Here is a 26,507-nt window from a genome sequence, read left to right on the forward strand (position 1 = left end):
GGGAGAGCGTGTATACTGTCCGCCCCAGGAACATCCACCGGCGAGAGAGGCGATGGCGGAACATCACAGTCAAGGCGGGGACGGGGGCGGTGACGAGCCGGCACCGGCCGACTTCGCTGCCACCGTCGAGCGGCTGGAGCAACTCGTCGAGCGGCTGGAGTCCGGCGAGCTGTCGCTGGAGGGGTCGCTCGCGGCCTTCGAGCAGGGCGTGCGCCTGACCCGCGATGCCCAGCGCCGGCTCGACGAGGCCGAGCTTCGTGTGCGGACCCTCACCGAGGGCGAGTCGGGCGGCGTCGACCTGCAGCCCTTCGCTGCGCCGCCCGCGGAGGACGATAGTGAGCGCTGACGAGCTGGCGGCCAGGCTGGCCGCGGACCGTGCCCGGGTCGATGCCCGCCTCGCGTCGCTCTTCGAGGAGCGTGCCGCGCCCTCGCCGCGCCTGGAGTCGGCCATGCGCCACGCCCTGCTGGTGGGCGGCAAGCGGCTGCGGCCGGTGCTGGTCTATGCGGCCGGCCGCTCCCTGGGCGCCGCGGATGACGACCTGGACGCCTCGGCCATGGCGCTGGAGCTGGTCCATGCCTACTCGCTGGTTCACGATGACCTCCCGGCCATGGACGATGACGACCTGCGTCGCGGGCAGCCCACGGTGCACCGGGCCTATGACGAGGCCACCGCCATCCTCGCCGGCGATGCGCTCCAGGCCCTGGCCTTCGAGGTGCTGGCGCGAAGCGCCCATCCGCGGACGGGCGTGCTGGTCGCCAGCCTGGCCGGGGCGGCCGGGCGCGACGGCATGGTGGCCGGCCAGGCGCTGGACCTGGCCGCCGTGGGCGGGCATCCGGAAGTGGCCGCGCTGGCGGCCATGCACGGCCACAAGACCGGGGCCCTGATCCGCGTGGCGGTGCGCCTCGGCGGCCTGGTCGCGGTCGACGAGGCGGACCCGCGGCTGGCCGCCCTGGACGCCTATGCCGATGCCATCGGCCTGGCCTTCCAGATCCACGACGACGTCCTCGACGTGACTGGCGACACCGCCACCCTCGGCAAGACCTCCGGGGCCGATGCCGCCCGGGCCAAGCCGACCTACCCGAGCCTGCTGGGGCTTGAGGGGGCCCGCAGGCGGGCCCTCGACCTGGTCGAACAGGGCGTGGCGGCCCTGGCACCGCTGGGCGAGGGCGCCCAACCCCTGGCCGACCTGGCCCGCTACATGATCGAGCGTGACCACTGACACCACAGGGCCCACATGAAGCTGTTCGATGACATTCCCGTCGAGCGTCCGGCCACGCCGCTGCTCGATACCCTGGATACGCCGGCCGCCCTGCGCGCCATGAACGCCGGCCAGCTGGCCCGGGTGGCCGACGAGCTGCGCGCCTACCTGCTCTACAGCGTGGGCGTCTCCGGCGGCCACTTCGGCGCCGGCCTCGGCGTGGTGGAGCTCACCGTGGCCCTGCACCAGGCCCTGGAGACGCCCCATGACCGCCTGGTGTGGGACGTGGGCCACCAGGCCTATCCCCACAAGATCCTCACCGGCCGCCGTGACGCCATGACCCGCATTCGCCAGTACGGCGGCCTGGCCGCCTTCCCCCGGCGGGCGGAGTCCGAGTACGACACCTTCGGCGTCGGCCACTCCAGCACCTCGATCTCGGCGGCGCTGGGCATGGCCCTGGCCGCGCGGACCCGCGGCGAGTCCCGCCGGGTCTGCGCGGTGATCGGCGACGGTGCCCTGACCGCGGGCATGGCCTTCGAGGCCCTGGCCCATACCGGGCACGTCGACGCCAACCTGCTGGTCGTGCTCAACGACAACGAGATGTCGATCTCCGAGAACGTCGGCGGCATGGCCAGCTACCTGGCGCGCATCCTCACCAGCAAGCCCTACACCAGCATGCGCGAGGGCGGCAAGAAGGTGCTCTCCCACCTGCCCGGCGCCCTGGAGCTGGCGCGGCGCACCGAGGAGCACATGAAGGGCATGATCAGCCCCGCCACGCTCTTCGAGGAACTGGGCTTCAACTACATCGGGCCCATCGACGGCCACGACCTGCCGCTGCTGGTGCATACCCTGCGCAACATGCGCGACCTGGAGGGGCCGCAGTTCCTCCACGTCAAGACCCGCAAGGGCAAGGGCTTCCTGCCCGCCGAGGCCGATCCCATCGGCTACCACGCCATTACCAAGCTGGAGAAGAACGGCGAGACGCCCCCGCCGTTCAAGCCGGCGAGCCAGCAGCCGAGCCACAAGCAGAAGTATTGCCGGGTCTTCGGTGACTGGCTCTGCGACATGGCAGCGGTGGACGAGCGGCTGATCGGCATCACCCCGGCGATGCGCGAGGGCTCGGACCTGGTGCGCTTCTCGAAGGAGTACCCCGACCGCTACTTCGACGTGGCCATCGCCGAGCAGCATGCGGTGACCCTCGCCGCGGGCCTGGCCTGCGAGGCCATGAAGCCGGTGGTGGCGATCTACTCCACCTTCCTGCAGCGCGGCTACGACCAGTTGATCCACGACGTGGCGGTGCAGGATCTCGATGTCACCTTCGCCATCGACCGCGCCGGCCTGGTGGGCGAGGACGGCCCTACCCACCACGGCAGCCTGGACCTCTCCTACCTGCGCTGCATCCCGGGGCTGGTGGTGCTGGCGCCCGCCGACGAGGCCGAGTGCCGGGCGATGCTCAGCGCCGCCTACCAGCACCCCGGGCCGGCGGCGGTGCGCTATCCCCGGGGGACCGGCCCGGGCGTGCCGACCCCTCGCCACCTGGATCCCATCGAGATCGGCAGCGCCGAGATGCGACGCCAGGGGGGCGGCATCGCCCTGCTGGCCTTCGGCAGCCTCAACGGGGCCGCCGGCGAGGTCGCCGAGCGCCTCGACGCCACCCATTTCAACATGCGCTCGATCAAGCCGCTGGACCGCGAGGCGGTGCTGGCGGCGGCGCGCTATCACGACCTGCTGGTGACCCTGGAGGAGAACGTGGTCGCCGGCGGGGCCGGCAGCGCCGTCAACGAGCTGCTGATGGCCGAGGGCGTGCGGGTGGAGGTGCTCAACCTGGGGCTGCCCGATGCCTTCGTCGAGCACGGCAAGCCCGCCGAGCTGCTCGCCGAGTGCGGCCTGGACGCCGACGGCATCGAGGCGTCGATACGCGCCCGGCTGTCCTGATCCCTCCCACCTTCCTGTACGAGGCTGTGATGCTCTTCCTGATACTGATCGGTGCGACAATAGGCTTCCTGGTCGGCGGCCCCCTGGGGCTGCTGATCGGCGGCGGTCTCGGCTACTGGCTCGTGCGGCGACTGCGCAGGAGCCTGCTGGGCCAGCTGGTCGGGGCCCGGACACAGTTCCTCGACTCGACCTTCGCGGTCATGGGCTGCATGTGCAAGGCCGATGGCCAGGTCACCGAGGACGAGCTGGAGGCCTCCCGGAAGCTGTGGGACCGGCTGCGGCTCGACGAGGCCCAGCGTGCCCAGGCCCGCACCGCCTTCAACCGCGGCAAGGCGGCGGACTTCGACCTGGAGGCGGAACTGGCCAGGGTGCGCCAGGTCGTCGGCCGCCAGCGTGCCCTGCTGCAGGTCTTCCTGCAGGTCCAGCTCGCCGCGATCGCCGCCGATGGCCAGCTGCACCCCGCCGAGCATGAGATGCTGCTGCGCGTGGCCCGGGGCCTGGGCTGCTCCGAGGCCGAGATCGCCCAGATCGAGGCCATGCTGCGCGGCGGTCCCGAGGCGGCCGGCGAACAGGGCCTCTCCCTGGAGGATGCCTACCAGGTGCTGGGGGTCGACGCCGAGGCCAGCGATGCCGAGGTCAAGAAGGCCTATCGTCGCCTGATGAGCCAGAACCACCCCGACAAGCTGGCCGCCAAGGGGTTGCCCGAGAGCATGCGGGAGGTGGCCAAGGAGCGAACCGGCGAGATCGGCAACGCCTACGAGCGGATCCGCAAGGCGCGCGCGCTCGCCTGACCCCTTGCGCGCGGGGGGGGCGACGCGCCTCGGAGCGTCCGCCCACGAAAAAGCCCCCGGAGATCCGGGGGCTTTTGTGTTGCTGGACGGGCCTCAGCCTCAGCTGGTGGCTTCGCGGGCCAGGCGGTAGTCGTCATCGCTGGAGGCGAAGTCGGTCTTCACCCGGTGGTCCTGGAGCCTCAGGCGGGCCTTGGCCATGGCGTCGCTGCCGCCGTCCAGGCGCTGCCTGTCATCGGCCTTCGGAGCGGAGGCGGCCGTCTCGATGGTCGAGAGCGGCTCCTGGTTCAGTTGCAGGGCCTTGTCGGTGGCCGGGTCGGCCTGGGCGGCCAGGGGCAGGGCGGCAAGCAGCAGGGTGGCGGTCATCATCTTGGTCTTCATGGGACGTTCCTCGTCGTGTCGTTGCGTGATGACGAGCATATTAATAGCAAGCTAAACATTAGAATATTTATTGTATCCCATGGCCTTGATTGAGTCAGCCTATTGAGGAGGGGGCCGGCGGGGGCGCTCGTCATGGGGCCCGGGGTGCGCTAGCGTGTTGGGATCGATGCCAGGCACAGGAGCCGCCCGATGATCACCCTCTACAGCTTTCCCGCCTCCCGCTCGCTGCGGGTCGCCTGGACCCTGGAGGAGCTGGGGCTGGAGTACGAGTGCCGCCACGTCGACCTGGGGGGCGGGGAAGGGCAGACCGAGGACTTCCTGGCGCGTCATCCCGACGGCAAGGTGCCGGTGCTGATGGACGGCGAGCTGACGCTGTTCGAGTCGGCGGCGATCTGTCGCTACCTGGCGGAGCGCTACGGCACGCCGGGCGAGCTGCTGCCGGCGGACGTCGAGGCGCGGGCCCGGGTCGACCAGTGGCTCTTCTTCATCATCGGGGAGCTGGAGCAGGCGCTCTGGACCCAGGCCAAGCACAAGTTCGCGCTGCCGGGCGAGCAGCGCGTGCCGGCGGTGCTGCCGACCGCCGCCTGGGAGTTCCAGCGGGCGATCCGGGCCCTGGAACGGCGCTTCGACGGCGAGGGCTGGCTGGTGGGGGATCACTTCACCCTGGCGGACCTGCTGCTGGCCCACACCCTGGGCTGGGCCGTGCAGTTCAAGAAGCGCCTGCCGCCCGCCCTGGACGCCTACCGGCAGCGCGCCATGGCGCGTCCGGCGCGGGCCCGGGCCGAGGCGCGGGAGCGCGCCGCGGCCGCGTCAGATTGAGCCGGGGTCACGAGGACCCGAAGGGCAGCACGTCGGTGAAGACCGCGAAGTAGTGGCAGGTGCTGCCGCCCATGACGAACAGGTGCCAGATCGCGTGGTTGAAGGGGATGGCGCTGATGGCATAGAAGGCCACGCCCAGGGTGTAGGTGACGCCGCCGGCCACCAGCAGGGCGAGGCCCGTGGTGGAGAGGCTGGCCGCCAGGGCGTCGCCGGCCAGTACGACCAGCCAGCCCATCACCAGGTAGAGGGCGACCCGCAGGACTTCGAAGCGGTGGGGCCAGGCCAGCTTGCAGGCGATGCCCGCCAGGGCCAGGGACCAGACGGTGGCCAGCAGCGTCCAGCCCGTCGGGCCCCGCAGGTTGACCAGCAGGAAGGGCGTGTAGGTGCCGGCAATCAGCAGGTAGATCGCGCAGTGGTCCAGGGACTGGAAGAGGCGCTTCAGGCGCGGGTGGCGCACGCCGTGGTAGACGGTGGAGGCCGTGTAGAGCAGCACCAGGCTGGTGCCGTAGAGGCTGATGCCCACGATCTTCCAGGGGTCCACCTGGGCGGCCAGACCGGCCAGCACGAGCAGGATCGCGAAGCCCGCGAGGCTGAGCGCCGCGCCGATGCCGTGGCTGATGCTGTGAAGCGCCTCCTCGAAGACACTGAAGGGCGTCTCGCCATGGGGGGGGGTCGTCATCGGGGTGCCTCCTTCCGAGGAGCCGCCCCGACGCCGAGTGGCGCGACCCGCTGGCTCAGGGCTTGCGTTCGATATCCACGTCGCTGGCCTGGGTGAAGTCGCCCAGCGCCATCATGTGGCCCAGCTTTCCGGCCTTGGTGGAGAGGTACTGCTCGTTATGGGGGTTTAGACCGGTGGTCAGCGGAACACGTTCCCTCACCACCACGCCGGCCTGGGTCAGGGCGTCGACCTTGCGGGGGTTGTTGGTCATCAGCCGCAGGGCCGTGATGCCCAGGTGGTCGAGCATCGGCACGCAGAGGTCGTAGCGGCGCAGGTCGGCGGCGAAGCCCAGCTGCTCGTTCGCCTCCACGGTGTCGGCGCCGGCATCCTGCAGCTGGTAGGCGCGGATCTTGTTGAGCAGGCCGATGCCGCGACCCTCCTGGCGCAGGTAGAGCAGGACGCCCCGTCCCTCTTCGGCAATGCGCTTGAGGGCTTCCTGCAGCTGGAAGCCGCAGTCGCAGCGCATGGAGAAGAGGGCATCGCCGGTCAGGCACTCCGAGTGGACCCGACCCAGCACCGGCTCGCCATCGGCCACGTCACCCAGGGTGAGGGCGATATGGTCCTTGCCGGTGGCTTCGTCCTCGAAGCCGTGCATGGTGAAGGTGGCCCAGGGGGTGGGCAGCCGGGAGGCGGCGATGAATCGAATCGTCACGATGTACCTCGGTGGAAGATCACGGCGTTGCCGACGTGCGGGACTTCATTCTATCAGGAAGGCCGGGCGGGCTCACCGTGTGCGTCACGGGGCTCATCCCCGGCTCGCTCGATGGGGTACAATGGCGCCCACATTTTCCGTGGACGAGCGCCCGCATGGAACTCAAGAACGACCGCCTTCTGCGCGCCCTGGCGCGTCAACCCGTCGACCGCACCCCGGTCTGGATGATGCGTCAGGCCGGCCGCTACCTGCCGGAGTATCGTGAGGTGCGCGGCCATGCCGGCAGCTTCATGGACCTGTGTCGCAACCAGGACCTGGCCTGCGAGGTCACCCTCCAGCCCCTGGAGCGCTTCCCGCTGGACGCGGCCATCCTCTTCTCGGACATCCTCACCATCCCGGACGCCATGGGGCTGGGGCTCTACTTCGAGACGGGCGAGGGGCCGAAGTTCCGCAAGCCGGTGCGCACCGCGGCGGACGTGGATGCCCTGGCGGTGCCGGACGCCGAGCGCGACCTGGACTACGTGATGCGCGCCGTCTCGACCATCCGCCGCGAACTGAACGGCCGGGTGCCGCTGATCGGCTTCTCCGGCAGCCCCTGGACCCTGGCCACCTACATGGTGGAGGGCGCCTCCAGCAAGGACTTCCGCCACGTCAAGACGATGCTCTACGACGCGCCGGATGCCATGCACCGGCTGCTCGACATGCTGGCCCACGCGGTCACCGACTACCTCAACGCCCAGATCCGCGCCGGCGCCCAGGCGGTGCAGATCTTCGACACCTGGGGCGGCGCCCTCTCCACCCCGGCCTACCTGGAGTTCTCCCTGCGCTACATGGAGCAGATCGTGGCCGGCCTGATCCGCGAGCACGAGGGGCGCCGGGTCCCGGTGATCCTCTTCACCAAGAACGGCGGCCAGTGGCTCGAGGACATCGCGGCGGCGGGCTCCGATGCCGTGGGCCTGGACTGGACCACCGAGCTCTCCTCCGCCCGGGCCCGGGTCGGCCATCGCGTCGCCCTGCAGGGCAACCTCGATCCCAACGTGCTCTTCGCCCGTCCCGCGGCGATCCGCGCCGAGGTGGCTCGCACCCTCGACAGCTTCGGCCCCGGCCCCGGCCATGTCTTCAACCTGGGCCACGGGATCAACCAGTTCACCGATCCGGACCACGTCACGGCCTTCATGGAGGCCCTGCATGACCTGAGCCCGGCCTACCATCGCAACATCCCCCATGACTGACACGCCCTGGTGGCAGCGCTGGCATGACCGGCGCCGCCTCTGGGCGGTGCTGGCCCTGCTGGCTTTCCTGGTGATTGCCTGGGGAAGCCTGACGCCGAGCAGCGAGCTTCCCGAGACGCTGCCCTGGGACAAGGCCAGCCACTTCATCGGCTACGCGGGCCTGGCGGGCCTGGTCGGGCTCGCCGGGGTCCGCCTGCCGCTGGCCTTCCTCGTCAGCGCCCTGATCGGGGTGGCCATCGAGTTCGCCCAGATCCCGGTGCCCGGACGCTTCGGCGGCGACTGGCGCGACATGCTGGCCAACGGCCTGGGCGCGGCGTTCGCGGTGGTGGTGCTGCAGGCCTTTCGCCGCGTCTGTCTTCGTCGCCTCGCCTAGGCCCTGTCGGGACGCGACCCTGCTAGAACAGCGGTTCGCGGGCCGCGGGGGGTGCCGACGAATCGCCCTGTTCGTTCCATGCCGATGCCGGTGGCGCCCCCCAGGCCGCCTCCGGCCGGGTGTCCCAGGTCGGGGCGGGCTGAGGCCCCCATGCCGCTTCCTGCGGCGCTTGCCAGGCGGGGTCCGATGGAGCGGCCCACGCCGATTCGACCTGGGCGCCTGACGCCGGATCCTGGGTGGGTTCGAGCGGACGTGCCGGCCGGCAGCGCTCGGCGGGGCGAACCACCCGCGGGCTGCCCAGCACGCTCTCCTCGGCATCCACATGCCGCCCCCCGCGGGTCCAGGCCGCCTCGTCGTCATGGACCGCCGGGCGCCGCTCCCAGGAGCGGGTGACCACGGCGCCGGGGGCGAAGCCGGGACGCTGTGCCTTCAGGTGGTGGGGCAGCAGGCAGACTTCGGTCAGCAGCCGCAGGGCCAGGGCGGCCAGCAGCCAGAGCCCGCCGCCCAGGGCCAGGGGCGGCCAGGCATTGCTCGCCTCGACGGACGGCATGAGCCAGGGCAGGCGGGGCACCAGCCACAGGGCGGCCCCGGCCAGCAGGCCGAGCTGCAGCAGCAGGTGGCAGGTCAGGATGGTGGCGCGGGCCAGCGGCCGGCGGGGAAACAGGAACTGTCGCATCGGGGTCCTCCCGGGGAATGCACATCGTCACGATGGGTCGCACCGACCTCCGTGTCGGCCGGGGCGTGATGCTACCCCAGATCCCGCCGGCCTGCAGTCCTGGCGTGCCGCCTGCGTTGCAGGTTGACCAACCCCGGGGGGCTTGCCAATGTTGGATGAGAGGCGAAAGCGGGTGCCCATGGGGCGGGCTTTCGTCCATTCACCGGCATCGAGGAGCGGCTATGACTACCTACATCGTGGTGGCTGATGCGGCGCGGGCTCGCCTGTTTACCCGTGATGGACTCAAGATCAGCGAGACGGACAGCCTCGTCCATGCCGAGGGTCGCCTGCACGAGGGGGACCTGGTGACGGATCGGGGGGGCGACGTCCACGAGTCGACCTCGGCCCGCAGTGCCGGTGGGGAGAGTGTGGCGACCCAGCACCACGAGGAGGTCTTTGCCCGCGAGGTGGCCGACCGGCTCTATCGCGCCCGCGTGGACAACAGCATGCAGAAGCTGATCCTGGTCGCCCCGCCGCGTTTCCTGGGCCAGCTGCGCGACAAGGTCGACGGCCCCACCGCCAAGCTGGTGATCCATACGCTGGCCAAGGATCTCACCAAGGCCTCCGTCGCCGACATCCAGGAGGCGGTCAGCGACCTCCGCTAGCGCCCTTCCCGGCGTCATGCGGCCCGGCCCATGCGGCCGGGCCGTTCCGTGTCAGGGAGCCTGGGTCAGGGCCCTCGCATCAGGGCATCCGCATCAGGGCACCTGGGGCAGGTCGATCTGGTCGCTGCGGCGCACGCCCTCGGTCATCTGCCGGCACAGCTTGAGGAACTCGCGCATGCCGGTGGCCAGGTACTTGTGACGGTGCCAGATGAAGCTGAACTGGCGGCTCAGGTCCAGCTCCGGGGTGGCGATGGGCACCAGGCTGCCGCGTCGGAAGGCATCGCGCAGGGCGAGCTTCGAGACGCAGCCGATGCCGAGCCCCGACTCCACCGCCCGCTTGATGCCCTCGGTGTGCTCCAGCTCCAGCAGGATGTTGAAGCGCCCCCGACGATGCCGGGCGGCCTGCTCCAGGGTCAGCCGGGTGCCGGAGCCCTGCTCGCGCATGATCCAGGCCTCGCGCAGCAGGCGATCCAGCTCCACCGGGCCGGAGCTGGCGAGCGGGTGTCGCGGCGAGCAGAACACCGCCAGCTCGTCCTCCACCCAGGGCTGGGTGATCACGTCCTCCTCCTCGCACTGCCCCTCGATCAGCCCCAGGTCGAGCTCGTGCTGGCGAACGCTCTCGATGATGGTGCGGGTGTTGCGCACCGACAGGCGCACGCGGCTGCCCGGGTGGCGCTGCATGAAGTCGCTGATCAGCAGGGTCGCCAGGTAGTTGCCGATGGTCAGGGTGGCGCCCACGTCCAGGGTGCCGATGCCCTGCTGTCCCCGCAGCAGCTCCTCCACCTCCTCGGCACGATCGAGCAGGGCGACCGCCTTGGGGAGCAGCTGGAAGCCCAGGGCATTGAGCTTGAGGCGCTTGCCGATGCGATCCAGCAGCCGACAGTCGAACTGGCGTTCCAGCTCGGCCAGGGCGGTGCTGGTCGCCGACTGCGAGAGCGCGAGGGCGCGGGCCGCCCGGGAGACGCTCTCGTGCTGGGCGACGGCGACGAAGACTTCCAGCTGGCGCAGGGTGTAACGCATGACGATCCTCGCGGGTCTTGATATCCAGATTATAGATAAGTGTTATCCATACAATCCATTTAACAGATAATGCCCCGGCTCTTAGAATTGCGGTATCGATTTGATGGTCCAATCTATTCATTTTTGGAATATTAAAGGAGTCGGCATGAGCAAGTTCGCGCTAGAGGACGTTCTCAGTGTGCATCACTGGAACGACTCCCTGTTCAGTTTCCGGACCACCCGGGAGCGCAGCCTGCGCTTCAAGAACGGCCAGTTCGTGATGATCGGCCTCGAGGTGAACGGCAAGCCGCTGATGCGCGCCTACTCCATCGCCAGCCCCAACTACGAGGACCACCTGGAGTTCTTCAGCATCAAGGTGCCCGATGGTCCGCTGACCTCGCGGCTGCAGCACCTGAAGGTGGGCGACCAGATCATGGTCAGCCGCAAGCCCACCGGTACCCTGGTCACCGACGACCTGCTGCCGGGACGCAACCTCTACCTGCTCTCCACCGGCACCGGGCTGGCGCCGTTCATGAGCCTGATCCAGGACCCCGAGGTCTACGAGCGCTTCGAGAAGGTGGTGCTGGTGCACGGCGTGCGCAACGTCAGCGAGCTGGCCTACGCCGACTTCATCCAGAAGGACCTGCCCGCCCACGAGTACCTGGGCGAGGAGATCAGCGAGAAGCTGGTCTACTACCCCACCGTGACCCGGGAGACCTTCCACACCATGGGGCGGCTGACCGACCACATCCGCAGCGGCAAGCTCGCCGAGGACACGGGACTGCCGGCCATCGATCCCAAGCAGGACCGTGCCATGATCTGCGGCAGCCCGGCGATGCTCGACGACACCAGCCACCTGCTCGACGAGCTGGGCTTCACCATCTCGCCGCGCATGGGCGAGCCCGGCGACTACGTCATCGAGCGGGCCTTCGTCGAGAAATAGGGCGCGACCCGCGCCCGAGGCATCCCTCACGGCCGACGATGGCGGATGAAAAGAACCCCCGCAGGTCATGCCTGCGGGGGTTCTACTGTGCGGGCGCCTGGCGTTCAGGGCCTCAACGGCATCCTTGCCGGTCTTGCCGGTGCGGCGTTCCGCTCACCTGCTCCAGGGCGGTGACGAAGGTCTTGCCGAAGGTACCGACACCAGGCGGGTGATCAGACCGCGTCCTTGCCGGTCTCGCCGGTACGGATGCGGCGGTGCGGCGTTCCGCTCACCTGCTCCAGGGCGGTGACGAAGGTCTTGCCGAAGGTACCGGCACCAGGCGGGTGATCAGACCGCGTCCTTGCCGGTCTCGCCGGTACGGATGCGGATCACCTGCTCCAGGGCGGTGACGAAGATCTTGCCGTCGCCGATCTTGCCGGTGTTGGCCACCTGGGTGATGGCATCGATCACCTTCTCCGCCATGTCGTCATCCACGGCCACCTCTAGCTTCACCTTGGGCAGGAAGTCGACGACATATTCGGCGCCGCGGTAGAGCTCAGTGTGACCCTTCTGGCGGCCGAAGCCCTTGACCTCGGTGACGGTGATGCCCTGGACGCCGATCTCGGAGAGCGACTCCCGGACGTCGTCGAGCTTGAACGGCTTGATGATGGCGGTCACCAGTTTCATGGTCTTGATCCTCGTCGTGTCCGTTGGTCGGTGGCGGTGGCCGCCACCCTGGCTGCGTTCATTGTGCCAGAGCATACACCCGCTGCGGGAGGAATAAAAAAGGCCCCCCGAAGGGGGCCGGGCGGAGCTTACGGGCTCGCGCGGGTCCTTGCCTCACTTCTTGGAGGCGCTGAACTCGGGGTAGGCTTCCAGGCCGCACTCGGCCAGGTCGACCCCTTCGTACTCTTCTTCCTCGGTGACCCGGATGCCCATCACGGCCTTGAGGATCAGCCAGACGATCAGGCTGGCCACGAACACCCAGAAGAAGATGCCGAGGATGCCGATGAGCTGCGGACCGAAGCTTGCTCCGCTGTTGGTCAGCGGCACGGCCAGCACGCCCCAGATGCCGACCACCCCGTGCACGGAGATGGCACCCACCGGGTCATCCAGCTTCAGCTTGTCCAGGGTCACGATGGCGATGACCACCAGCAGGCCGCCCACGACACCGATCATCACGGAGCCCAGTGCGCTGGGCGAGAGCGGATCGGCGGTGATGGCCACCAGGCCCGCCAGGGCGCCGTTCAGGGACATGGTCAGGTCGGCCTTGCGGAACCACAGCTTGGCCAGGATCAGCGCGGCGATCACGCCGCCGGCGGCGGCCGCGTTGGTGTTGACGAACACCTGGGCCACATTGTTGGCGGAGGACACGTCGGACATCTTCAGCTCGGAGCCGCCGTTGAAGCCGAACCAGCCCATCCACAGGATGAAGGTACCCAGGGTAGCCAGCGGCAGGTTGGCGCCGGGGATGGCGTAGATGCTGCCGTCCTTGCCGTACTTGCCCTTGCGCGGGCCGAGCACCAGCACGCCGGCCAGGGCCGCGGCGGCACCCGCGAGGTGCACGATGCCGGAGCCGGCATAGTCGGAATAGCCGACCTCGGCCAGCCAGCCACCGCCCCAGGTCCAGTAGCCGGACACCGGGTAGATGAAGCCGGTCATGACCACGGCGAAGGCCAGGAAGGCCCACAGCTTCATGCGCTCGGCCACGGCACCGGAGACGATGGACATGGCGGTGGCCACGAACACGACCTGGAAGAAGAAGTCCGAGCGCATGGAGTAGTAGGGGGCGTCATCGCCGCCGGCGAGCACCGCATCGACGCCGTTCTCGCTGCCGATCAGCGCGCCCAGGCTCGGCAGGATGCCTCCGGCCTCGCTGGAGTACATCACGTAGTAGCCCACCAGCAGGTACATGGTGCAGGCGATGGCGAACAGGGCGATGTTCTTGGTGAGGATCTCGGCGGTGTTCTTGGAGCGCACCAGGCCTGCCTCGAGCATCGAGAAGCCGGCGGCCATCCACATGACCAGTACGCCGCAGATCAGAAAGTAGAAGGTATCGAGCGCGTAGCTCAGTTCCGGAAGTTCACTCATGGGTGTCTCTCCACGTCAGGAATGGGAAGGGAGGGGCCGTCAGACGGCATCGGCTCCGCGCTCTCCGGTGCGGATGCGGATCGCGTCCTCCAGTGGCGTGACGAAGACCTTGCCGTCGCCGATCTTGCCGCTGTTGGCCGCGCTGCAGATGGCGTCTAGTACGGTATCGAGGCGCGCGTCGTCCACGGCGACCTCGACCTTGACCTTGGGCAGGAAGTCGACGACGTACTCTGCACCGCGATAGAGCTCGGTGTGGCCCTTCTGGCGGCCGAAGCCCTTGACCTCCGTGACGGTGATGCCCTGGACGCCGTTTTCAGCGAGTGCCTCGCGGACGTCGTCGAGCTTGAATGGCTTGATGATGGCGGTGATCAGCTTCATGTCGGATCTCCCCTACGGATGATGGGCGGCGCAATGCCACCGAGAAGTGGCTGCCCTGTCTTTGCGCAAACCGTGCCACTTTGCGGAATATTTTCGTGATTTCAGTGGACTGGGGGTGCATCTGGTGAAGGGAGGCGATGGGGTGCAGGAGGCCGATCGCGGTCATGCACTGTTCTGGTGCCATGTCGAAGTGCATCTGCACCATGGTCAAGCATAGCCGGATAATGCGCGGCGCCCGAGGCTTGCGTATCCTCTGGACAGGCATCCAAATCACGTTTCAGGAGAGACATCATGGTGAGCCACGACCGCATCAGCCGCCTGGCCCAGCAGATCGGCGACCGGCTGCAGGGCGCTTCCCAGGCCCCGGAAGAGGTGCAGAAGGGGATCCAGCAGGTGGTCAAGGGCGCCTTCGACCGCCTGGAGCTGGTGTCGCGGGAGGACTTCGACATCCTGATGGACGTGCTACAGCGCACCCGGGCCCGTGTCGAGGCCCTGGAGCAGCAGGTGGCGGCACTGGAGGCGGTGCTGGACACCGCCCCCGCGCGGGAGACGACGAGCGCATCGGCGCTGGCGCTGCCGGAGGAGCCGAGTGCGGCATCCACGCGCGAGCCGAATCAAGAGCCCGGCCCCGGTGCGAGCGCCGATGACGCGAACCCCGAGGAAGACGCCGGCGCCGGCGAGTCCAGCCGCTGATCCTCGCCCGGTATCGGGCGCCCCCCGCCGGCCTGGACTAGCCTGAGGGCAGACAGGCGGCGAGGGATCGCGCATGACGCTGGCAATCATCCACACCCGGGCGGGCCTCGGCCTCGAGGCGCCCGAGGTGCTGGTCGAGGTGCACCTGGCCAACGGGCTGCCCGGCATCACCCTGGTGGGACTGCCGGAGGCCGCCGTCAAGGAGAGCCGCGAGCGGGTCCGCAGTGCCCTGGTCAATGCTGGCTTTGACTTCCCCCTGCGACGCATCACCCTCAACCTGGCCCCCGCCGACCTGCCCAAGGAGGGCGGCCGCTTCGACCTGCCCATCGCCCTGGGGCTGCTGGTCGCCTCCGGCCAGGTGCCCCGCGAGGCCCTCGAGGGCGTCGAGTGCGCGGGCGAGCTGGCCCTGGACGGCCGGCTCAGGCCGGTGGCCGGGGTGCTGCCCATGGCCATGGCCACCCGCCATGCGCGCCGCCAGCTGATCGTGCCCCGGGCCAACGCCGACGAGGCTGCCCTGGCCGGGGACCTCGACGTGCTGCCCGCCGATCACCTGCTTGAGGTGGTGGCGCACCTGCTGGGGCAGGCGCCCCTTCTCCCGCACCGCTCGCCGGGCCCCGCCCCGGCGCTGGAACCGGGCCCCGACCTGGCGGACGTGAGGGGCCAGCACCAGGCCCGGCGTGCGCTGGAGGTCGCCGCCGCCGGCGGCCACAACCTGCTCTTCGCCGGCCCGCCCGGGACCGGCAAGACCATGCTCGCCAGTCGCCTGCCGGGCATCCTGCCCCCGCTCACCGAGCAGGAGGCCCTGGAGGTGGCGGCGATCCGCTCCGTGAGCGGGCTGCCCCGCGCCGAGCAGTGGGGGGTGCGCCCCTTCCGCGCTCCGCACCATACCGCCAGTGCCGTCGCCCTGGTGGGCGGCGGCTCCAAGCCGCGCCCCGGGGAGATCTCCCTGGCCCATCGCGGCGTGCTCTTCCTGGATGAGCTGCCGGAGTTCTCCCGGCACGTCCTGGAGGTGATGCGGGAGCCCATGGAATCGGGGCAGATCCACATCGCCCGGGCCAGCCACGAGCGACGCTTTCCGGCCGGCTTCCAGCTGGTGGCGGCCATGAACCCCTGTCCCTGCGGGCACCTGGGCGACCCGCGTCAGCCCTGCCACTGCACCGCGGCCCAGATCCAGCGCTATCAGGCACGGCTGTCCGGTCCGCTGCTCGATCGCATCGACCTTCAGGTGGAGGTGCCGGCGCTGGCACCCGAGCAGCTGACCTCCCGGGAGCCGGGAGAGTCCTCGAGGGTGGTGCGCGAGCGGGTGCTGGCGGCGCGGGCGAGGCAGGCGGCCCGCGGGGGGCTCAACGCGCAGCTGTCGGGACGGGCCTTGGAGGAGGCCTGCGCCCTGCAGGCGCAGGATCGGGCCTGGCTGGCCTCGGTGCTGGAGCGGTTGAAGCTGTCGGCCCGGGCCTATCACCGGGTGCTGCGGGTGGCCCTGACCCTGGCCGACCTGGCCGGAGAGGCGCGACCCGGGCGCGACCAGCTGATCGAGGCCATCGGCTACCGTCAGCTCGACCGGTTGCTCAAGGGGTGAAGGGCCGCGCGCTCACCGGGCGGTGATCATGGGGTGATCAGAGGGCCGTGGCGTCGAGGGCCCCGCTGATGTCGGTGCGCCAGGCGGGCTCGTCGCGTCCGGTGCGGCGCAGTTCCAGGCTCAGGCGATAGGGCAGCAGCTCGCGGTCCGAGAGCCGCAGGCGGGGGCCGTCGGCGACCAGGCGGGTCTCTAGGCGCCACTGGTTGTCATGGCCGCCCTCTGCCATGGCCTCACGCCACTCCAGGACCTGGGGTCCGCCCGAGACCGCCAGCAGGGCCCGGGTCAGGCTCTCGAGCAGGCGCTCGTCGGTGAGCCCCAGCCGCGCATCGACCTCCGGCATCGCCAGCAGCAGGACCTGATCGACCGCCGGGCTCGGCAGGGGCGGGGTCGCCGTGACCCGTTCGGCGGCGCGCTCGCTCAAGCCGAACAGGGCCTGGCGCACGGTGGTCGGCTGCTCCGGGGAGCCCGCACAGCCGGCGAGCAGCAGGGTCAACAGCAGCGGCATCAGGTGGCGCGTCATGGCGAATGCCGCTCCCCGACCGGGGCGCCGGCCGGCTCCAGCGTCTCGACGAAGCGGTCGAGCACCGAGAAGAGTTCGCGGCGAATCGGCTCGGCCTCGTTGACCAGGTGGTGGCGGGCCTCGGGATGGCGATGGATCTCCGCGTTGGGAAACTTGCGGGCCAGCACGCTGAGGTTCCATTCCCAGTCTACGGTGAGGTCCTGCTCGCCCTGCAGGATCAGGGTCGGGACCGGGCTCGGGGGCAGCGCCAACAGCTGCGGCATCCAGCGGCGCATGGCGCCCACCCAGTCCATCGCCAGGCGGTCGGCCTGGAGGGGGTCGCCCACGCGCAGGAAGTCCGCGAAGTCGGCATCCGTGGAGTTGGCGCGGAACTTGCGCGGGATCGAATCCACGAAGGGGCCCACCAGGCGGTGCAGCCAGCTCGACTGGTTCCAGCCCCAGGGGCGGACCAGCGGGGCCAGCAGCGCGAGTCCCGACCAGTGGCCGTCGTCTCCCCGGGTCAGGGCATCGGTGGCTAGGATTGCCGCGCCGGTACTCTGGCCGATGCCGAGCCAGGGACGGGGGGCCAGCCCCTCGTACTGCAGATGTTGCTGCAGGTGATGCAGGCAGCTGCCATAGTCATTGAAGTCGTCGATGGAGGCGCGCCGGCCGCTGGAGAGGCCATGGCCGGGCAGGTCCCAGAGCACGACCCGCCAGCCCCGCGCCAGCAGGCATTCCAGCAGGTGGCGGTAGAGGCCGAGGTGGTCGAAGTAGCCGTGCACCACGAAGGCCGTGCCGATGGGCGATTCGGGGCTCCAGACCTGGGTCCACAGGCGAAAGTCGCCGGCCTCCAGGTAGCCCACGTAGAGGCCCACCCGCTCGGCGAGCAGGGGCGCCAGGCCGTAGTGGCCCAGGTAGCGTTCCAGCTCCTGGCCGGACCGGTCGGCGGGGGCGAGGGGGCCCAGAGCCTGCAGGGGGGTGAAGTCGCTCATCGGTTTCTCCGCAATGCCCGTTCATGCTAGCGCCAAGGCGACGGCGCGACCAGCGAAGCCTTTGGCGACGGGCCATGGGCCTCATCATTTGGTCTAGCTTCCGGTGCCTCGAGGCGGCGATGGCTTTACATGTGGAAGTATTTTCCACAAAATTGACCCACGCAGTCATCTTTCCCTGTCCGGCCGGTCGGTGCCAGGGGGCACCGAACAGCCAAGCATGAGGAGTACGACCCATGACCCAACGCATCACTCGCCATCGCCTCCAGGTGGCCGCCGAGCTGGACCGCTTCATCAACGAACAGGCCCTGCCGGGGACCGGCGTCGATCCCGAGGCCTTCTGGCGCGGGGTGGATGCACTCTTCCATGACCTGGCCCCGCAGAACCGCGAGCTGCTCGCCGAGCGTGACCGCCTCCAGGAGAAGCTCGATACCTGGCATCGCGAGAACCCCGGCCCGGTCCGCGACATGGCCGCCTACCGCGCCTTTCTCAAGGAGATCGGCTACCTGGTGGAGGCGCCCGCCAAGGTCAGCGTGACCACGGCCAACGTCGATCGCGAGATCACCGCTCAGGCCGGCCCGCAGCTGGTGGTGCCCGTCAACAACGCCCGCTATGCCCTCAACGCCGCCAACGCGCGCTGGGGTAGCCTATACGACGCCCTCTACGGCACCGATGCCATCTCTGAGGACGATGGTGCCGAGAAGGGCACAAGCTTCAATCCGAAGCGCGCCGAGAAGGTCATCGACTACGCTCGCGGCGTGCTGGACCGTGCCGCCCCGCTGGCCACCGGCTCCCACCGGGATGCCGTCAAGTACGCCCTGCGCGACGGCCAGCTGGTGGTCTCCCTGGAGGACGGCCGCGAGACCGGCCTGCAGGATCCCGGCAAGCTGGTGGGCTTCAACGGAGATGCCGACAGCCCCGAGTCCATCCTGCTGGTCAACCACGGCCTGCACCTGGAGATCCAGGTCGACCCGAGCCACTCGATCGGCAAGACCGACCCGGCCGGCGTCAAGGACGTGATCGTCGAGGCCGCGCTGACCACCATCATGGACTGCGAGGACTCCGTGGCGGCGGTGGACGCCGAGGACAAGGTCGGCGTCTACACCAGCTGGCTGGGCCTGATGAAGGGCGATCTGGAGGAGCAGGTCGAGAAGGGCGGCAAGACCATCACCCGTCGCCTCAAGGCCGACCGCACCTGGCACACCACCGACGGTGGCACCGTCACCCTGCCGGGGCGCTCGCTGATGTTCGTGCGCAACGTGGGCCACCTGATGACCACCCCGGCGCTGCTCGACGCCGAGGGCAACGAGCTGCCCGAAGGGATCCTCGACGGCATCGTCACCGGCCTGATCGCCCTGCATGACCTGAGCAAGGGCGAGGGCGAGCCGCGCAACTCGCGCACCGGCTCCATGTACATCGTCAAGCCGAAGATGCACGGCCCGAAGGAGGTCGCCTTCGCCAACACGCTGTTCGGCCGGATCGAGGACATCCTCGGCATGACCCGCGACACCCTGAAGATGGGCATCATGGACGAGGAGCGTCGCACCTCCGCCAACCTCAAGGCGTGCATCGCCCAGGCGCCCTCCCGGGTGGTGTTCATCAACACGGGCTTCCTCGACCGCACCGGCGACGAGATGCACACCGCCATGGAAGCCGGCCCGATGATCCGCAAGGGCGACATGAAGCACAGCACCTGGATCCAGGCCTACGAGCGCAGCAACGTTCAGGTCGGCCTGGCCTGCGGCCTGCGCGGCCACGCCCAGATCGGCAAGGGCATGTGGGCCATGCCGGACCTGATGGCGGCCATGCTCGAGCAGAAGATCGGTCATCCCAAGGCCGGTGCCAACACTGCCTGGGTGCCGTCGCCGACCGCCGCGACCCTGCACGCGCTGCACTACCACCAGGTCGATGTCGGTGAGGTGCAGCGCGAGCTGGAGGCCCAGGGAGAGCCGGACCTGCTCGACGACCTGCTCACCATCCCGGTGGCCGAGAAGCCCGACTGGAGCGAGGAGGAGCTCCAGCAGGAGCTCGACAACAACTGCCAGGGCATCCTCGGCTACGTGGTGCGCTGGGTCGAGCACGGCGTGGGCTGTTCCAAGGTGCCGGACATCCATGACGTGGGGCTGATGGAGGATCGCGCGACCCTGCGGATCTCCAGCCAGCACATCGCCAACTGGCTGCGCCATGGGGTGGTCGACGCCGCCCGCGTCCAGGAGACCCTGGAGCGCATGGCCAAGGTGGTCGACAAGCAGAACGAGGGTGATCCGGAGTACACGCCGATGAGCGCCGACTTCTCCGCCTCCACCGCCTTCCAGGCCGCCAGCGACCTGATCTTCAAGGGCTGCGAGCAGCCCGCCGGCTATACCGAGCCGCTCCTGCACCACTGGCGCGCGGTGCACAAGGCCAAGTAAGGCCGTCCCACGCAGGAACGGGCCCACCCCGGGCCCGAACCTTCACGCCCCCATGGCGCTGCCATGGGGGCGTTTTCATGCGCACATGGCGTTGAAGCGCTCGACGTTTGGCGACTGTCGGGGGCGGGCGGGCTCCGCTATCGTGGGGGGCCGCCATCACCACCACCGCCTGGAGACGCGCCATGACCGTGATGACCGCCGCCGCCATCGAGGACTTCCTCGACGAGATCTTTCCCCAGCGCACCGGGACGATCGAGGGCGTCGACGAGATGCGCGCCACCATGAGCCTGGCCATCGAGGACGAGCACCTGCGACCAGGTGCCAGCGTCTCCGGGCCCACCCTGATGGGGCTGGCCGACGTCTGCCTCTATGTGGCGATCCTCGCCCAGATCGGCCCCGAGCCCATGGCCGTGACCAGCGACCTGCACTGCCGCTTCCTGCGTCGTCCTAGGGGCGATCGCGATATCATCGCCAACGCCCGCATCCTCAAGCTGGGCAGGCGCCTGGCGGTGGGGGAGGTGCAGCTCTTCTCGGCGGGCGTTGAGGCGCCGGTGGCGCTGGTCACGGCCACCTATGCGCTGCCGGACGGCGACTGATCAGGCGGGGCGGGCGCGTCCCGCCGCCGTCGCCAGGGTCAGCCAGCCGGCGATCAGCAGCACGCCCCCGAGCGGCGTGATCATGCCCAGTGACCCCAGGCCCGTGAGGGCCATGGCATAGAGCGAGCCCGAGAAGAGCCCCATGCCCGCTGCCCACAGCCCCAGGGCGAGTCGCTGGCCGGCCAGCGGCCGCGAGGCCCGCCAGGCCAGCACGGCGAGCAGGGCCAGGGTATGCCAGGCCTGGTAGCGCACGCCGGTCTCGAAGGCGGCCGCCAGCCGCGGCGCCAGCTGGCCCTCCAGCGCATGGGCGCCGAAGGCGCCGGCCATCACCACCAGGGCACCGGAAAGGGCGGCCCCGAACCACCAGCCTCGGTCCTGCATGGATGCGTCTCCGTGTTCTGGGTGGGTTGCCGTCTGGCCGCCCACCGTACCCCGGACGCGCGTTAGCCGCTACAATGTCGCCCCCGAATCACCCCTGGCAACGAGTTTCCTCCAGCCCATGAGCGACCCGCGACACGACGACAAGACGACCGGCCCCGAGGGGCCCGAGGCCCCGCTGCATCGACGCGGCATCAAGAGCTACGTGCTGCGTGCCGGCCGCATGACCCAGGCCCAGACCCGCGGGCTCGAGGAGGTCTGGCCGCGCCTGGGGCTGACCCTCGCCGATGGCCGCCAGGACCTCGATGCGCTGTTCGGACGCCAGGCCCCCCGGGTGCTGGAGATCGGCTTCGGCATGGGCGCCTCGCTGGTCGAGCAGGCCGAGCGCCATCCGGACACCGACTTCATCGGCATCGAGGTGCACGCGCCCGGCGTCGGCAAGCTGCTCGACGAGGCCGACAAGCGCGACCTGACCAATCTCCGGGTCTATCGCGAGGATGCCCTGGCCGTCCTCGAGCAGTGCCTGCCGGAGGCGAGCCTCGACACCCTGCAGCTCTTCTTCCCCGACCCCTGGCCCAAGAAGAAGCACCACAAGCGGCGCATCGTGCAGCCGGCCTTCGTCGAGCTCGTGCGCACCCGGCTCAAGCCGGGCGGCACCCTGCACATGGCCACCGACTGGCAGGCCTATGCCGAGTGGATGGCCGAGGTCATGCAGGCGGCCCCCGGCTTCGCCAACACCGCCGGCCCCGAGACGGCCCCCTTCGTGCCCCGCCCCGACTTCCGCCCGCTGACCAAGTTCGAGGCGCGCGGCGAGCGGCTCGGCCATGGCGTCTGGGACCTGATCTTCCGGCGGGTCGACTGACCGCTCGTGCCCCAGGCAGAAAAACGCCGCCCGGGAGGGCGGCGACAAGAACCGTGACTAGCAATGAGAGGGAGAAACCGGGGCAGGAGACTGGCGGGTTCCTGCCCGGCGTGGCGCCTCATCAACGCCACATAGAGAGGATAATCATTCTCGTTTGTTGCGTCAATGCAGACGAGACTTGTTCTCGTTTATTGTAGGGTGGCGCTTACCCGGCCAGCTTCAGCCAGAGTGGCAGGGTCACCATGGCGAGCAGCGTCTGGCCGGTGATCAACGCCGCCATCAGCTCGGCGTCGCCCCCCAGCTGGCGTGCCAGGATATAGGCCGAGGTGGCGGTGGGTAGGGCGGCGAAGAGCAGGGCCACGTCCCGAGTCACCGGGTCCAGGCCGAGCAGCAGGGCCAGGGCGAGCACGGCCGCCGGCATCAGGGCCAGCTTGACCAGGTTGGCGGCCCAGACCCCGCGATCGAGGCGCAACAGTGCGGCGGGGCGCAGGGCCACGCCCACGGCCACGAGGCCCAGCGGCAGGGCGGCGCGACCCAGCAGCTCCACTCCCGGCTGGCTCCAGCCGGGCAGGCCGATGCCGCTGAGGTTCAGGCCGATGCCGGCCAGGCAGGCCAGGATCAGCGGGTTGCGGGTCAGGGCGGTCAGGCTCTGGCCTAGGCTGGCCGAGCCCAGGGTGCCCGCGGCGATGAAGCTGGTCACGCAGAGCACGTTGACCACCGGGACCATCAGCGCCACGGCGACCGCCGCCACCGTGGTGCCAGCGCTGCCATGCAGGGCGGCGGCGCCCGCCACCCCGACATAGGTATTGAAGCGCAGCGCGCCCTGGAAGGCCGACGTGAAGGCGGGCGCCTCGAGCCGCAGTCGGTGGCGCAGGCCCCACAGCAGCAGCCCGAACAGGCACAGGGCGCCGAGCAGGGTCAGGGCGAGCCTCGCCACCGGCACCTGGCCGACATCGGCGGTGGCCAGGGTCGATACCAGCATGGCGGGAAACAGCAGGAAGTAGATCAGCCGCTCCATGCGGGGCCAGAAGTCGCCGCCCGGCTGGCGCCACCAGCCGAGTCCGGCCCCCAGCAGGATCAGCAGGAACAGGGGTCCCAGTGCATTGCCCACGCCTTCCATGACATCTCCTCGTGATGGCTGCCCTGCGACATCCTTGCGCACTTCGCCGCAGGCAAATGCTGATAAGCTTACCTGCAACCTGCCACCGATGGAGGCCCCGCTCTCCGCCATGCCCCAGCGTACCCTGTCATCGAGCGGCGCGGCCCGCCTGCCGTTGCTGCGCCTGCTGATCACCGTCACCCTGCTGACCCTCGCCGTGGCGCTCTGGTACCTGACCAGCTATAGCCTGCGTGACGAGGCCGAGGTGCGCTGGTATCCCCCCGCGGTGGACGACTGCGACCTGCACGCGGCGCCCTGCACCGCGCGACTGGGTGAGGGGGGCGAGCTGAGCCTGTCGGTCGCGTCGAACGGGGCCATCCGCCCCCTGGAGCCCCTGCCGCTGGAGGTGCGCGTGTCCGGGATGCCGGCCGAGTCCGTGCGGGTCGATTTCGTGGGACGTGACATGGACATGGGGCTGCATCGCTTCCCCCTCGAGGCCGAGGGGGAGGGCATCTTCCGAGGGGTGGGGCAACTGTCGATCTGTACCGAGACGATCATGCCCTGGCGGGCCAAGGTGGTGGTGGACACGCCCAGCGGGCGTCTGGGAAGCTGGTTCGACTTCGAGGTGCAGAGGCGGTGATGATGACGCGACGCGGGATCTGGTGGGGGCTCGGCTCGGTGCTGGTGATGCTGGTGGCGGTCGGCGTGGCCTTCTATCAGCAGCAGATGCAGCAGGCTAGCGGCGAGCCTCGGGGCGGACCGATCGAGCTGCCGTCGACCGAGGGCGACTTTTCCCTGAGCCAGCTCGAGGATGACCAGCTGGCGGTGGTCTTCTTCGGCTATACCTGGTGTCCGGACGTCTGCCCGATGAGCCTTGCCGTGGTGCGCCAGGTGATGGGGCAGCTTTCGCCCGAACAGCGTCGCCGGGTGGTCCCGCTGATGATCTCGCTGGATCCCGAGCGGGATACCCTGGCTCGGCTGGAGGAGTACCTGGCGTTCTTCGGCGACGGCTTCATCGGCGCCACCGCCAGCCCGGAGGTGCTCGCGCCGCTGGCCGACCGCTATGGCGTGGTTTGGCGGAAGGTGGAGACCCCGGATTCCGCCATGGCCTACACCATCGACCACAGCGCCTCGCTCTTCCTGGTCGACCGTGACGGCGAGATCCGCCGCCGGGTGCTGCACTCACCCACCTCGGGGCCGCTCCAGGCTGCCCTGGAGAAGGCTCTCATGGAAGGCTGAGCCGGCTCACGGCGCCTCGGGGGCTTCCTGCAGGCGCTCGATCATGGCCATCAGCGCGCCGGTCTGGGTGCCCCGGCGGGTGTCATGCAGGGGGTCGAGCTGCCAGGCACTCTCGGCGAAGCCCCACCAGTCCCAACAGCCCTGGGGATTGGGCAGGCTGGTTTCCGCCTGGGGATAGAGCACCACCCGTCGATTGCCGGCGGCCCGCTCGTTCAGGCCGCTGTGGCGCACGAAGGCCTCGCCGATCTGGTCGACATCCATGGCGCAGCCGTGCAGCGCCACGGTGAGGTCGCAGCCACCCGCCTCGCACCCTTCCGGCACGAACAGGTAGCCGGTGTCACCCAGCCCCCGGGCATCGAAGTCCGCCTGGTCGAACGTCACCAGCCGGCCGCCGGCCTCTCCCGTCTCGGGCGGCGAGAGGTCGCCATGTAGCCAGTCGAGTGCCTCTCCGGCGATGTCCAGGTCACAGGCCAGCAGATGCGAGCCACCGCCGCTGCGGCAGTCCGCGAGATCCTCTACGGGGGTATCCGCGTCGGCGGCCACCGGCCAGCCGTGGCCGGCCTCCTCGCTCTCCACGAACCTTAGCTGGTCCTCGGGCGAGGCCAGCCAGCCGCGGAACTGTTCGGCCAGGGCGCGTCCCAGCGCGGGGTCGACGATCTCGTCCTGGTCGCCATGCCAGACGAAGACCCTGAGGTCGGCGAGCGCCTCTGCTTCACCGACCAGGTCGCGCTGGCGATAGTCGCGGTGCCGCTCCTCCAGCGCCGCGGGGTCCGGCAGGCCCTTCTTGGTCCCCATGCACTGACCCAGGGCCAGGCTCAGGGAGCCACGGGCGCAGGCCCAGGGGCCGGCGGAGAGGACGCCCAGTCCGGCGAATTCCCGGGGCCAGGCCACCGCCAGCTGGGTGGCCATGTAGCCCCCCGAGGAGACGCCGAGCACGCTGACGTCATCCGGGGCGACCGCCAGCCGGGGCAGGGCGTCCGGCGCCGGCTGGGCGGCCACCGGGGACGCCAGCCCGAGGCCGAGGCCGATGGCCATCAGCCAGCGGGTGGCGGTCATCGGCACGAGATTACTCACCGGCGATATCGAGCAGCTCGACCTTGAAGATCAGGGTCTCGTGGGGACCGATGGGGCCCTGGCCCTGCGCCCCATAGGCGAGATCGGAGGGAATCGCCACTTCCCAGGTATCGCCCACGCTCATCAGCTGCAGGGCTTCCTGCCAGCCCTCGATGACCTGGCCGACCTGGAAGCTCACCGGCTCGCCGCGCTCGTAGGAGCTGTCGAAGACGGTGCCATCGATCAGCGTGCCCTCGTAGTGGACCTTGACCGTGTCGTCGGCCGCCGGGGTTGCGCCGTCGCCGGATTCCAGTTCGCGATACTGCAGCCCGGAATCGGTGACCGTGACGCCTTCCTGCTCGGCGTTCTCGGCCAGGTAGGCCTCGCCCTCGGCGCGGTTGGCGGCGGCCTTCTGCTCGGTCTCGGCCTGACGGGCGGCCATGGCCTGCTGCTGGAAGGCCGTCAGAGCCTCGGCCATCTCCTGGTCGCTCATCTCCAGCTCGTCGCCGTCGAAGACATCGCGAATGGCCTGGGTGAAAGCGTCGATGTCGAGATCCGACACGTCCTGCTTGATGCTCTGCCCCAGGGTCACGCCGAGGCTGTAGCCCAGCTTCTCGTCGTCGGTTTCCGGGGCGGCCAGGGCCAGAGGAGCAGCGGTCAGCAGGGCAGCGAGGGAAGCGGTGGTCAGCAGTGTCTTCATGAAGCAACCTTGTGGTCCGGCGCGGTGGCGCCGTGGGTGGATGTCTTGGGGAGTATCGGGATCATGGGACTCTAACAGGGCCGGGCCGGTTCCGCACCCGCGTGAGATGCGGGGGAAATCGGCCCGGCGATTGGCGCGTCAGGGTCAGATGATCAGGGTCGGGCAATGGGCGGAGCCTGCCACTCGCTGGGCGACGCTGCCCAGCAGCAGGCCCGCTTCGGCGTTGGTGCCCTGGGAGCCGATCACGATCAGGTCGCACTCCCGCTTGCGGGCGAAGCGCACGATGGTGCGGGACGGCCGGCCTCCCTTCACGAAGGAGCGTATCTTCTCGGCCGGCACCCCGAGCTCCACGGCCTGGGACTTGGCATGGACCGCGACCTCGGTGGCGTACTCCTTGAGCACGTCGTCGGGGAGGTCCAGCTTCTCGGGCCGCACCATGGAGAGCGAGGCCTCGAGCAGGCTGTGGTGCTTGAAGACACACAGGATGTAGAGCTCGGCACCGGTGAGCAGCTGCAGGCCCGCCGCCTTCTCGAGGGCCCTCAGGGCCCTCTTGGAACCGTCCACCGGGACCAGTATGCGATTGAACATGGTCATCGTACTCCTAA

Annotated in this window: 31 protein-coding genes; 16 read left to right on the forward strand and 15 right to left on the reverse strand. The window is 69.6% G+C overall.

Features of this window, described 5'->3' with window-relative positions; translation table 11 throughout:
* The first annotated feature begins 52 nt into the window (after positions 1-52).
* The 4 genes from BOX17_RS08220 to djlA are packed head-to-tail and all read left to right on the forward strand — an operon-like array spanning position 53 to position 3,925.
* Entirely contained in the window at positions 53-346 is a 294-nt protein-coding gene (locus BOX17_RS08220) for an exodeoxyribonuclease VII small subunit (protein WP_071943477.1), read from the forward strand.
* Positions 333-1,220, forward strand: coding sequence for a farnesyl diphosphate synthase (locus tag BOX17_RS08225; protein WP_071946765.1), 888 nt, complete (start codon positions 333-335; stop codon positions 1,218-1,220). Before BOX17_RS08220 ends, BOX17_RS08225 begins: the two co-directional genes overlap by 14 nt.
* Positions 1,221-1,235: 15 nt before the next feature.
* On the forward strand, positions 1,236-3,134 hold the full coding sequence (gene dxs, locus BOX17_RS08230; RefSeq protein WP_071943479.1) for a 1-deoxy-D-xylulose-5-phosphate synthase: 1,899 nt from the start codon (positions 1,236-1,238) through the stop codon (positions 3,132-3,134).
* Between the two features lie 29 nt (positions 3,135-3,163).
* Complete coding sequence (gene djlA / locus BOX17_RS08235) at positions 3,164-3,925, forward strand: co-chaperone DjlA (protein WP_071943481.1); 762 nt, start codon at positions 3,164-3,166, stop codon at positions 3,923-3,925.
* Positions 3,926-4,024: 99 nt separating this feature from the next.
* Here the strand turns inward: djlA and BOX17_RS08240 are convergent, their stop codons facing one another.
* On the reverse strand, positions 4,025-4,303 hold the full coding sequence (locus BOX17_RS08240; RefSeq protein ID WP_071943483.1) for a hypothetical protein: 279 nt from the start codon (positions 4,301-4,303) through the stop codon (positions 4,025-4,027).
* Positions 4,304-4,492: 189 nt separating this feature from the next.
* On the opposite strand from BOX17_RS08240, the gene BOX17_RS08245 reads away from it, so the two are divergent.
* A complete protein-coding gene (locus BOX17_RS08245; protein ID WP_071943485.1) occupies positions 4,493-5,122 on the forward strand; it encodes a glutathione S-transferase family protein in 630 nt (209 codons plus the stop codon).
* Positions 5,123-5,129: 7 nt separating this feature from the next.
* Here BOX17_RS08245 and trhA read toward each other — a convergent pair whose 3' ends face one another.
* Positions 5,130-5,801, reverse strand: coding sequence for a PAQR family membrane homeostasis protein TrhA (gene trhA, locus BOX17_RS08250; protein WP_071943487.1), 672 nt, complete (start codon positions 5,799-5,801; stop codon positions 5,130-5,132).
* A gap of 55 nt (positions 5,802-5,856) precedes the next feature.
* On the reverse strand, positions 5,857-6,492 hold the full coding sequence (gene ribA, locus BOX17_RS08255) for a GTP cyclohydrolase II (RefSeq protein WP_071943489.1): 636 nt from the start codon (positions 6,490-6,492) through the stop codon (positions 5,857-5,859).
* Positions 6,493-6,647: 155 nt separating this feature from the next.
* Between ribA and hemE the strand changes: the two genes are divergently transcribed.
* Positions 6,648-7,724, forward strand: coding sequence for a uroporphyrinogen decarboxylase (hemE, locus tag BOX17_RS08260; RefSeq protein WP_071943491.1), 1,077 nt, complete (start codon positions 6,648-6,650; stop codon positions 7,722-7,724).
* Entirely contained in the window at positions 7,717-8,097 is a 381-nt protein-coding gene (locus BOX17_RS08265; protein WP_071943493.1) for a VanZ family protein, read from the forward strand. Before hemE ends, BOX17_RS08265 begins: the two co-directional genes overlap by 8 nt.
* Positions 8,098-8,119: 22 nt before the next feature.
* Here BOX17_RS08265 and BOX17_RS16550 read toward each other — a convergent pair whose 3' ends face one another.
* Positions 8,120-8,773, reverse strand: coding sequence for a hypothetical protein (locus tag BOX17_RS16550; protein ID WP_071943495.1), 654 nt, complete (start codon positions 8,771-8,773; stop codon positions 8,120-8,122).
* Between the two features lie 221 nt (positions 8,774-8,994).
* Here BOX17_RS16550 and BOX17_RS08275 point away from each other — a divergent pair, with 221 nt between their 5' ends.
* Positions 8,995-9,417 carry a host attachment protein gene (locus BOX17_RS08275; protein ID WP_071943497.1) on the forward strand — a complete coding sequence of 141 codons (423 nt, stop codon included), beginning with the start codon at positions 8,995-8,997 and terminating at the stop codon, positions 9,415-9,417.
* Positions 9,418-9,510: 93 nt separating this feature from the next.
* Here BOX17_RS08275 and BOX17_RS08280 read toward each other — a convergent pair whose 3' ends face one another.
* Positions 9,511-10,437 carry a LysR family transcriptional regulator gene (locus tag BOX17_RS08280; protein ID WP_071943499.1) on the reverse strand — a complete coding sequence of 309 codons (927 nt, stop codon included), beginning with the start codon at positions 10,435-10,437 and terminating at the stop codon, positions 9,511-9,513.
* Between the two features lie 145 nt (positions 10,438-10,582).
* Here BOX17_RS08280 and BOX17_RS08285 point away from each other — a divergent pair, with 145 nt between their 5' ends.
* Complete coding sequence (locus BOX17_RS08285) at positions 10,583-11,359, forward strand: ferredoxin--NADP reductase (RefSeq protein WP_071943501.1); 777 nt, start codon at positions 10,583-10,585, stop codon at positions 11,357-11,359.
* Between the two features lie 327 nt (positions 11,360-11,686).
* Here the strand turns inward: BOX17_RS08285 and glnK are convergent, their stop codons facing one another.
* From glnK to BOX17_RS08300, 3 genes are all read right to left on the reverse strand, one after another.
* Positions 11,687-12,025: a P-II family nitrogen regulator gene (glnK, locus tag BOX17_RS08290; protein WP_071943503.1), complete on the reverse strand. Its 339-nt coding sequence runs from the start codon at positions 12,023-12,025 to the stop codon at positions 11,687-11,689.
* A 153-nt stretch (positions 12,026-12,178) separates the two neighbouring features.
* On the reverse strand, positions 12,179-13,429 hold the full coding sequence (locus BOX17_RS08295; protein ID WP_071943505.1) for an ammonium transporter: 1,251 nt from the start codon (positions 13,427-13,429) through the stop codon (positions 12,179-12,181).
* Positions 13,430-13,468: 39 nt separating this feature from the next.
* The gene (locus BOX17_RS08300; protein ID WP_071943507.1) at positions 13,469-13,807 is read right to left on the reverse strand and encodes a P-II family nitrogen regulator; all 339 of its coding nucleotides are present in this window, start codon (positions 13,805-13,807) and stop codon (positions 13,469-13,471) included.
* 291 nt (positions 13,808-14,098) lie between these two features.
* Here BOX17_RS08300 and BOX17_RS17165 point away from each other — a divergent pair, with 291 nt between their 5' ends.
* Entirely contained in the window at positions 14,099-14,500 is a 402-nt protein-coding gene (locus BOX17_RS17165) for an accessory factor UbiK family protein (RefSeq protein WP_071943509.1), read from the forward strand.
* A gap of 73 nt (positions 14,501-14,573) precedes the next feature.
* The gene (locus BOX17_RS08310; RefSeq protein ID WP_071943512.1) at positions 14,574-16,076 is read left to right on the forward strand and encodes a YifB family Mg chelatase-like AAA ATPase; all 1,503 of its coding nucleotides are present in this window, start codon (positions 14,574-14,576) and stop codon (positions 16,074-16,076) included.
* A 37-nt stretch (positions 16,077-16,113) separates the two neighbouring features.
* Here BOX17_RS08310 and BOX17_RS08315 read toward each other — a convergent pair whose 3' ends face one another.
* Together BOX17_RS08315 and BOX17_RS08320 are read right to left on the reverse strand one after the other, a co-directional pair.
* Complete coding sequence (locus BOX17_RS08315; protein ID WP_071943514.1) at positions 16,114-16,596, reverse strand: hypothetical protein; 483 nt, start codon at positions 16,594-16,596, stop codon at positions 16,114-16,116.
* Positions 16,593-17,567, reverse strand: a complete 975-nt coding sequence (locus BOX17_RS08320) for an alpha/beta hydrolase (RefSeq protein ID WP_083582115.1) — start codon at positions 17,565-17,567, stop codon at positions 16,593-16,595. The genes BOX17_RS08315 and BOX17_RS08320 overlap by 4 nt, the downstream gene beginning before the upstream one ends.
* A 233-nt stretch (positions 17,568-17,800) precedes the next feature.
* Here BOX17_RS08320 and BOX17_RS08325 point away from each other — a divergent pair, with 233 nt between their 5' ends.
* Both BOX17_RS08325 and BOX17_RS08330 read left to right on the forward strand, forming a co-directional pair.
* Positions 17,801-19,975, forward strand: coding sequence for a malate synthase G (locus tag BOX17_RS08325; RefSeq protein WP_071943516.1), 2,175 nt, complete (start codon positions 17,801-17,803; stop codon positions 19,973-19,975).
* Positions 19,976-20,157: 182 nt separating this feature from the next.
* Positions 20,158-20,571: a PaaI family thioesterase gene (locus BOX17_RS08330; RefSeq protein ID WP_071943518.1), complete on the forward strand. Its 414-nt coding sequence runs from the start codon at positions 20,158-20,160 to the stop codon at positions 20,569-20,571.
* Here BOX17_RS08330 and BOX17_RS08335 read toward each other — a convergent pair whose 3' ends face one another.
* Positions 20,572-20,952, reverse strand: coding sequence for a DUF423 domain-containing protein (locus BOX17_RS08335; protein ID WP_071943520.1), 381 nt, complete (start codon positions 20,950-20,952; stop codon positions 20,572-20,574).
* A gap of 118 nt (positions 20,953-21,070) precedes the next feature.
* Here BOX17_RS08335 and trmB point away from each other — a divergent pair, with 118 nt between their 5' ends.
* A complete protein-coding gene (trmB, locus tag BOX17_RS08340) occupies positions 21,071-21,811 on the forward strand; it encodes a tRNA (guanosine(46)-N7)-methyltransferase TrmB (protein WP_071943522.1) in 741 nt (246 codons plus the stop codon).
* Between the two features lie 205 nt (positions 21,812-22,016).
* On the opposite strand, the gene BOX17_RS08345 is transcribed toward trmB, so the two are convergent.
* Positions 22,017-22,931, reverse strand: a complete 915-nt coding sequence (locus BOX17_RS08345) for an AEC family transporter (RefSeq protein ID WP_071943524.1) — start codon at positions 22,929-22,931, stop codon at positions 22,017-22,019.
* Between the two features lie 109 nt (positions 22,932-23,040).
* Here BOX17_RS08345 and BOX17_RS08350 point away from each other — a divergent pair, with 109 nt between their 5' ends.
* Positions 23,041-23,550 carry a hypothetical protein gene (locus BOX17_RS08350; RefSeq protein ID WP_071946769.1) on the forward strand — a complete coding sequence of 170 codons (510 nt, stop codon included), beginning with the start codon at positions 23,041-23,043 and terminating at the stop codon, positions 23,548-23,550.
* A complete protein-coding gene (locus BOX17_RS08355; protein ID WP_086830721.1) occupies positions 23,550-24,149 on the forward strand; it encodes an SCO family protein in 600 nt (199 codons plus the stop codon). The genes BOX17_RS08350 and BOX17_RS08355 overlap by 1 nt, the downstream gene beginning before the upstream one ends.
* A gap of 6 nt (positions 24,150-24,155) precedes the next feature.
* On the opposite strand, the gene BOX17_RS08360 is transcribed toward BOX17_RS08355, so the two are convergent.
* The 3 genes from BOX17_RS08360 to BOX17_RS08370 form a co-directional block, all read right to left on the reverse strand.
* Complete coding sequence (locus BOX17_RS08360; protein ID WP_244272120.1) at positions 24,156-25,223, reverse strand: alpha/beta hydrolase family protein; 1,068 nt, start codon at positions 25,221-25,223, stop codon at positions 24,156-24,158.
* Entirely contained in the window at positions 25,216-25,902 is a 687-nt protein-coding gene (gene bamJ, locus BOX17_RS08365) for a BamJ family beta-barrel-assembly machinery protein (RefSeq protein ID WP_071943528.1), read from the reverse strand. The genes BOX17_RS08360 and bamJ overlap by 8 nt, the downstream gene beginning before the upstream one ends.
* A 144-nt stretch (positions 25,903-26,046) precedes the next feature.
* Positions 26,047-26,490: a universal stress protein gene (locus tag BOX17_RS08370; RefSeq protein WP_071946773.1), complete on the reverse strand. Its 444-nt coding sequence runs from the start codon at positions 26,488-26,490 to the stop codon at positions 26,047-26,049.
* Positions 26,491-26,507: the final 17 nt, after the last annotated feature.

The organism is Halomonas aestuarii, from assembly GCF_001886615.1.
Taxonomy (GTDB): domain Bacteria; phylum Pseudomonadota; class Gammaproteobacteria; order Pseudomonadales; family Halomonadaceae; genus Halomonas; species Halomonas aestuarii.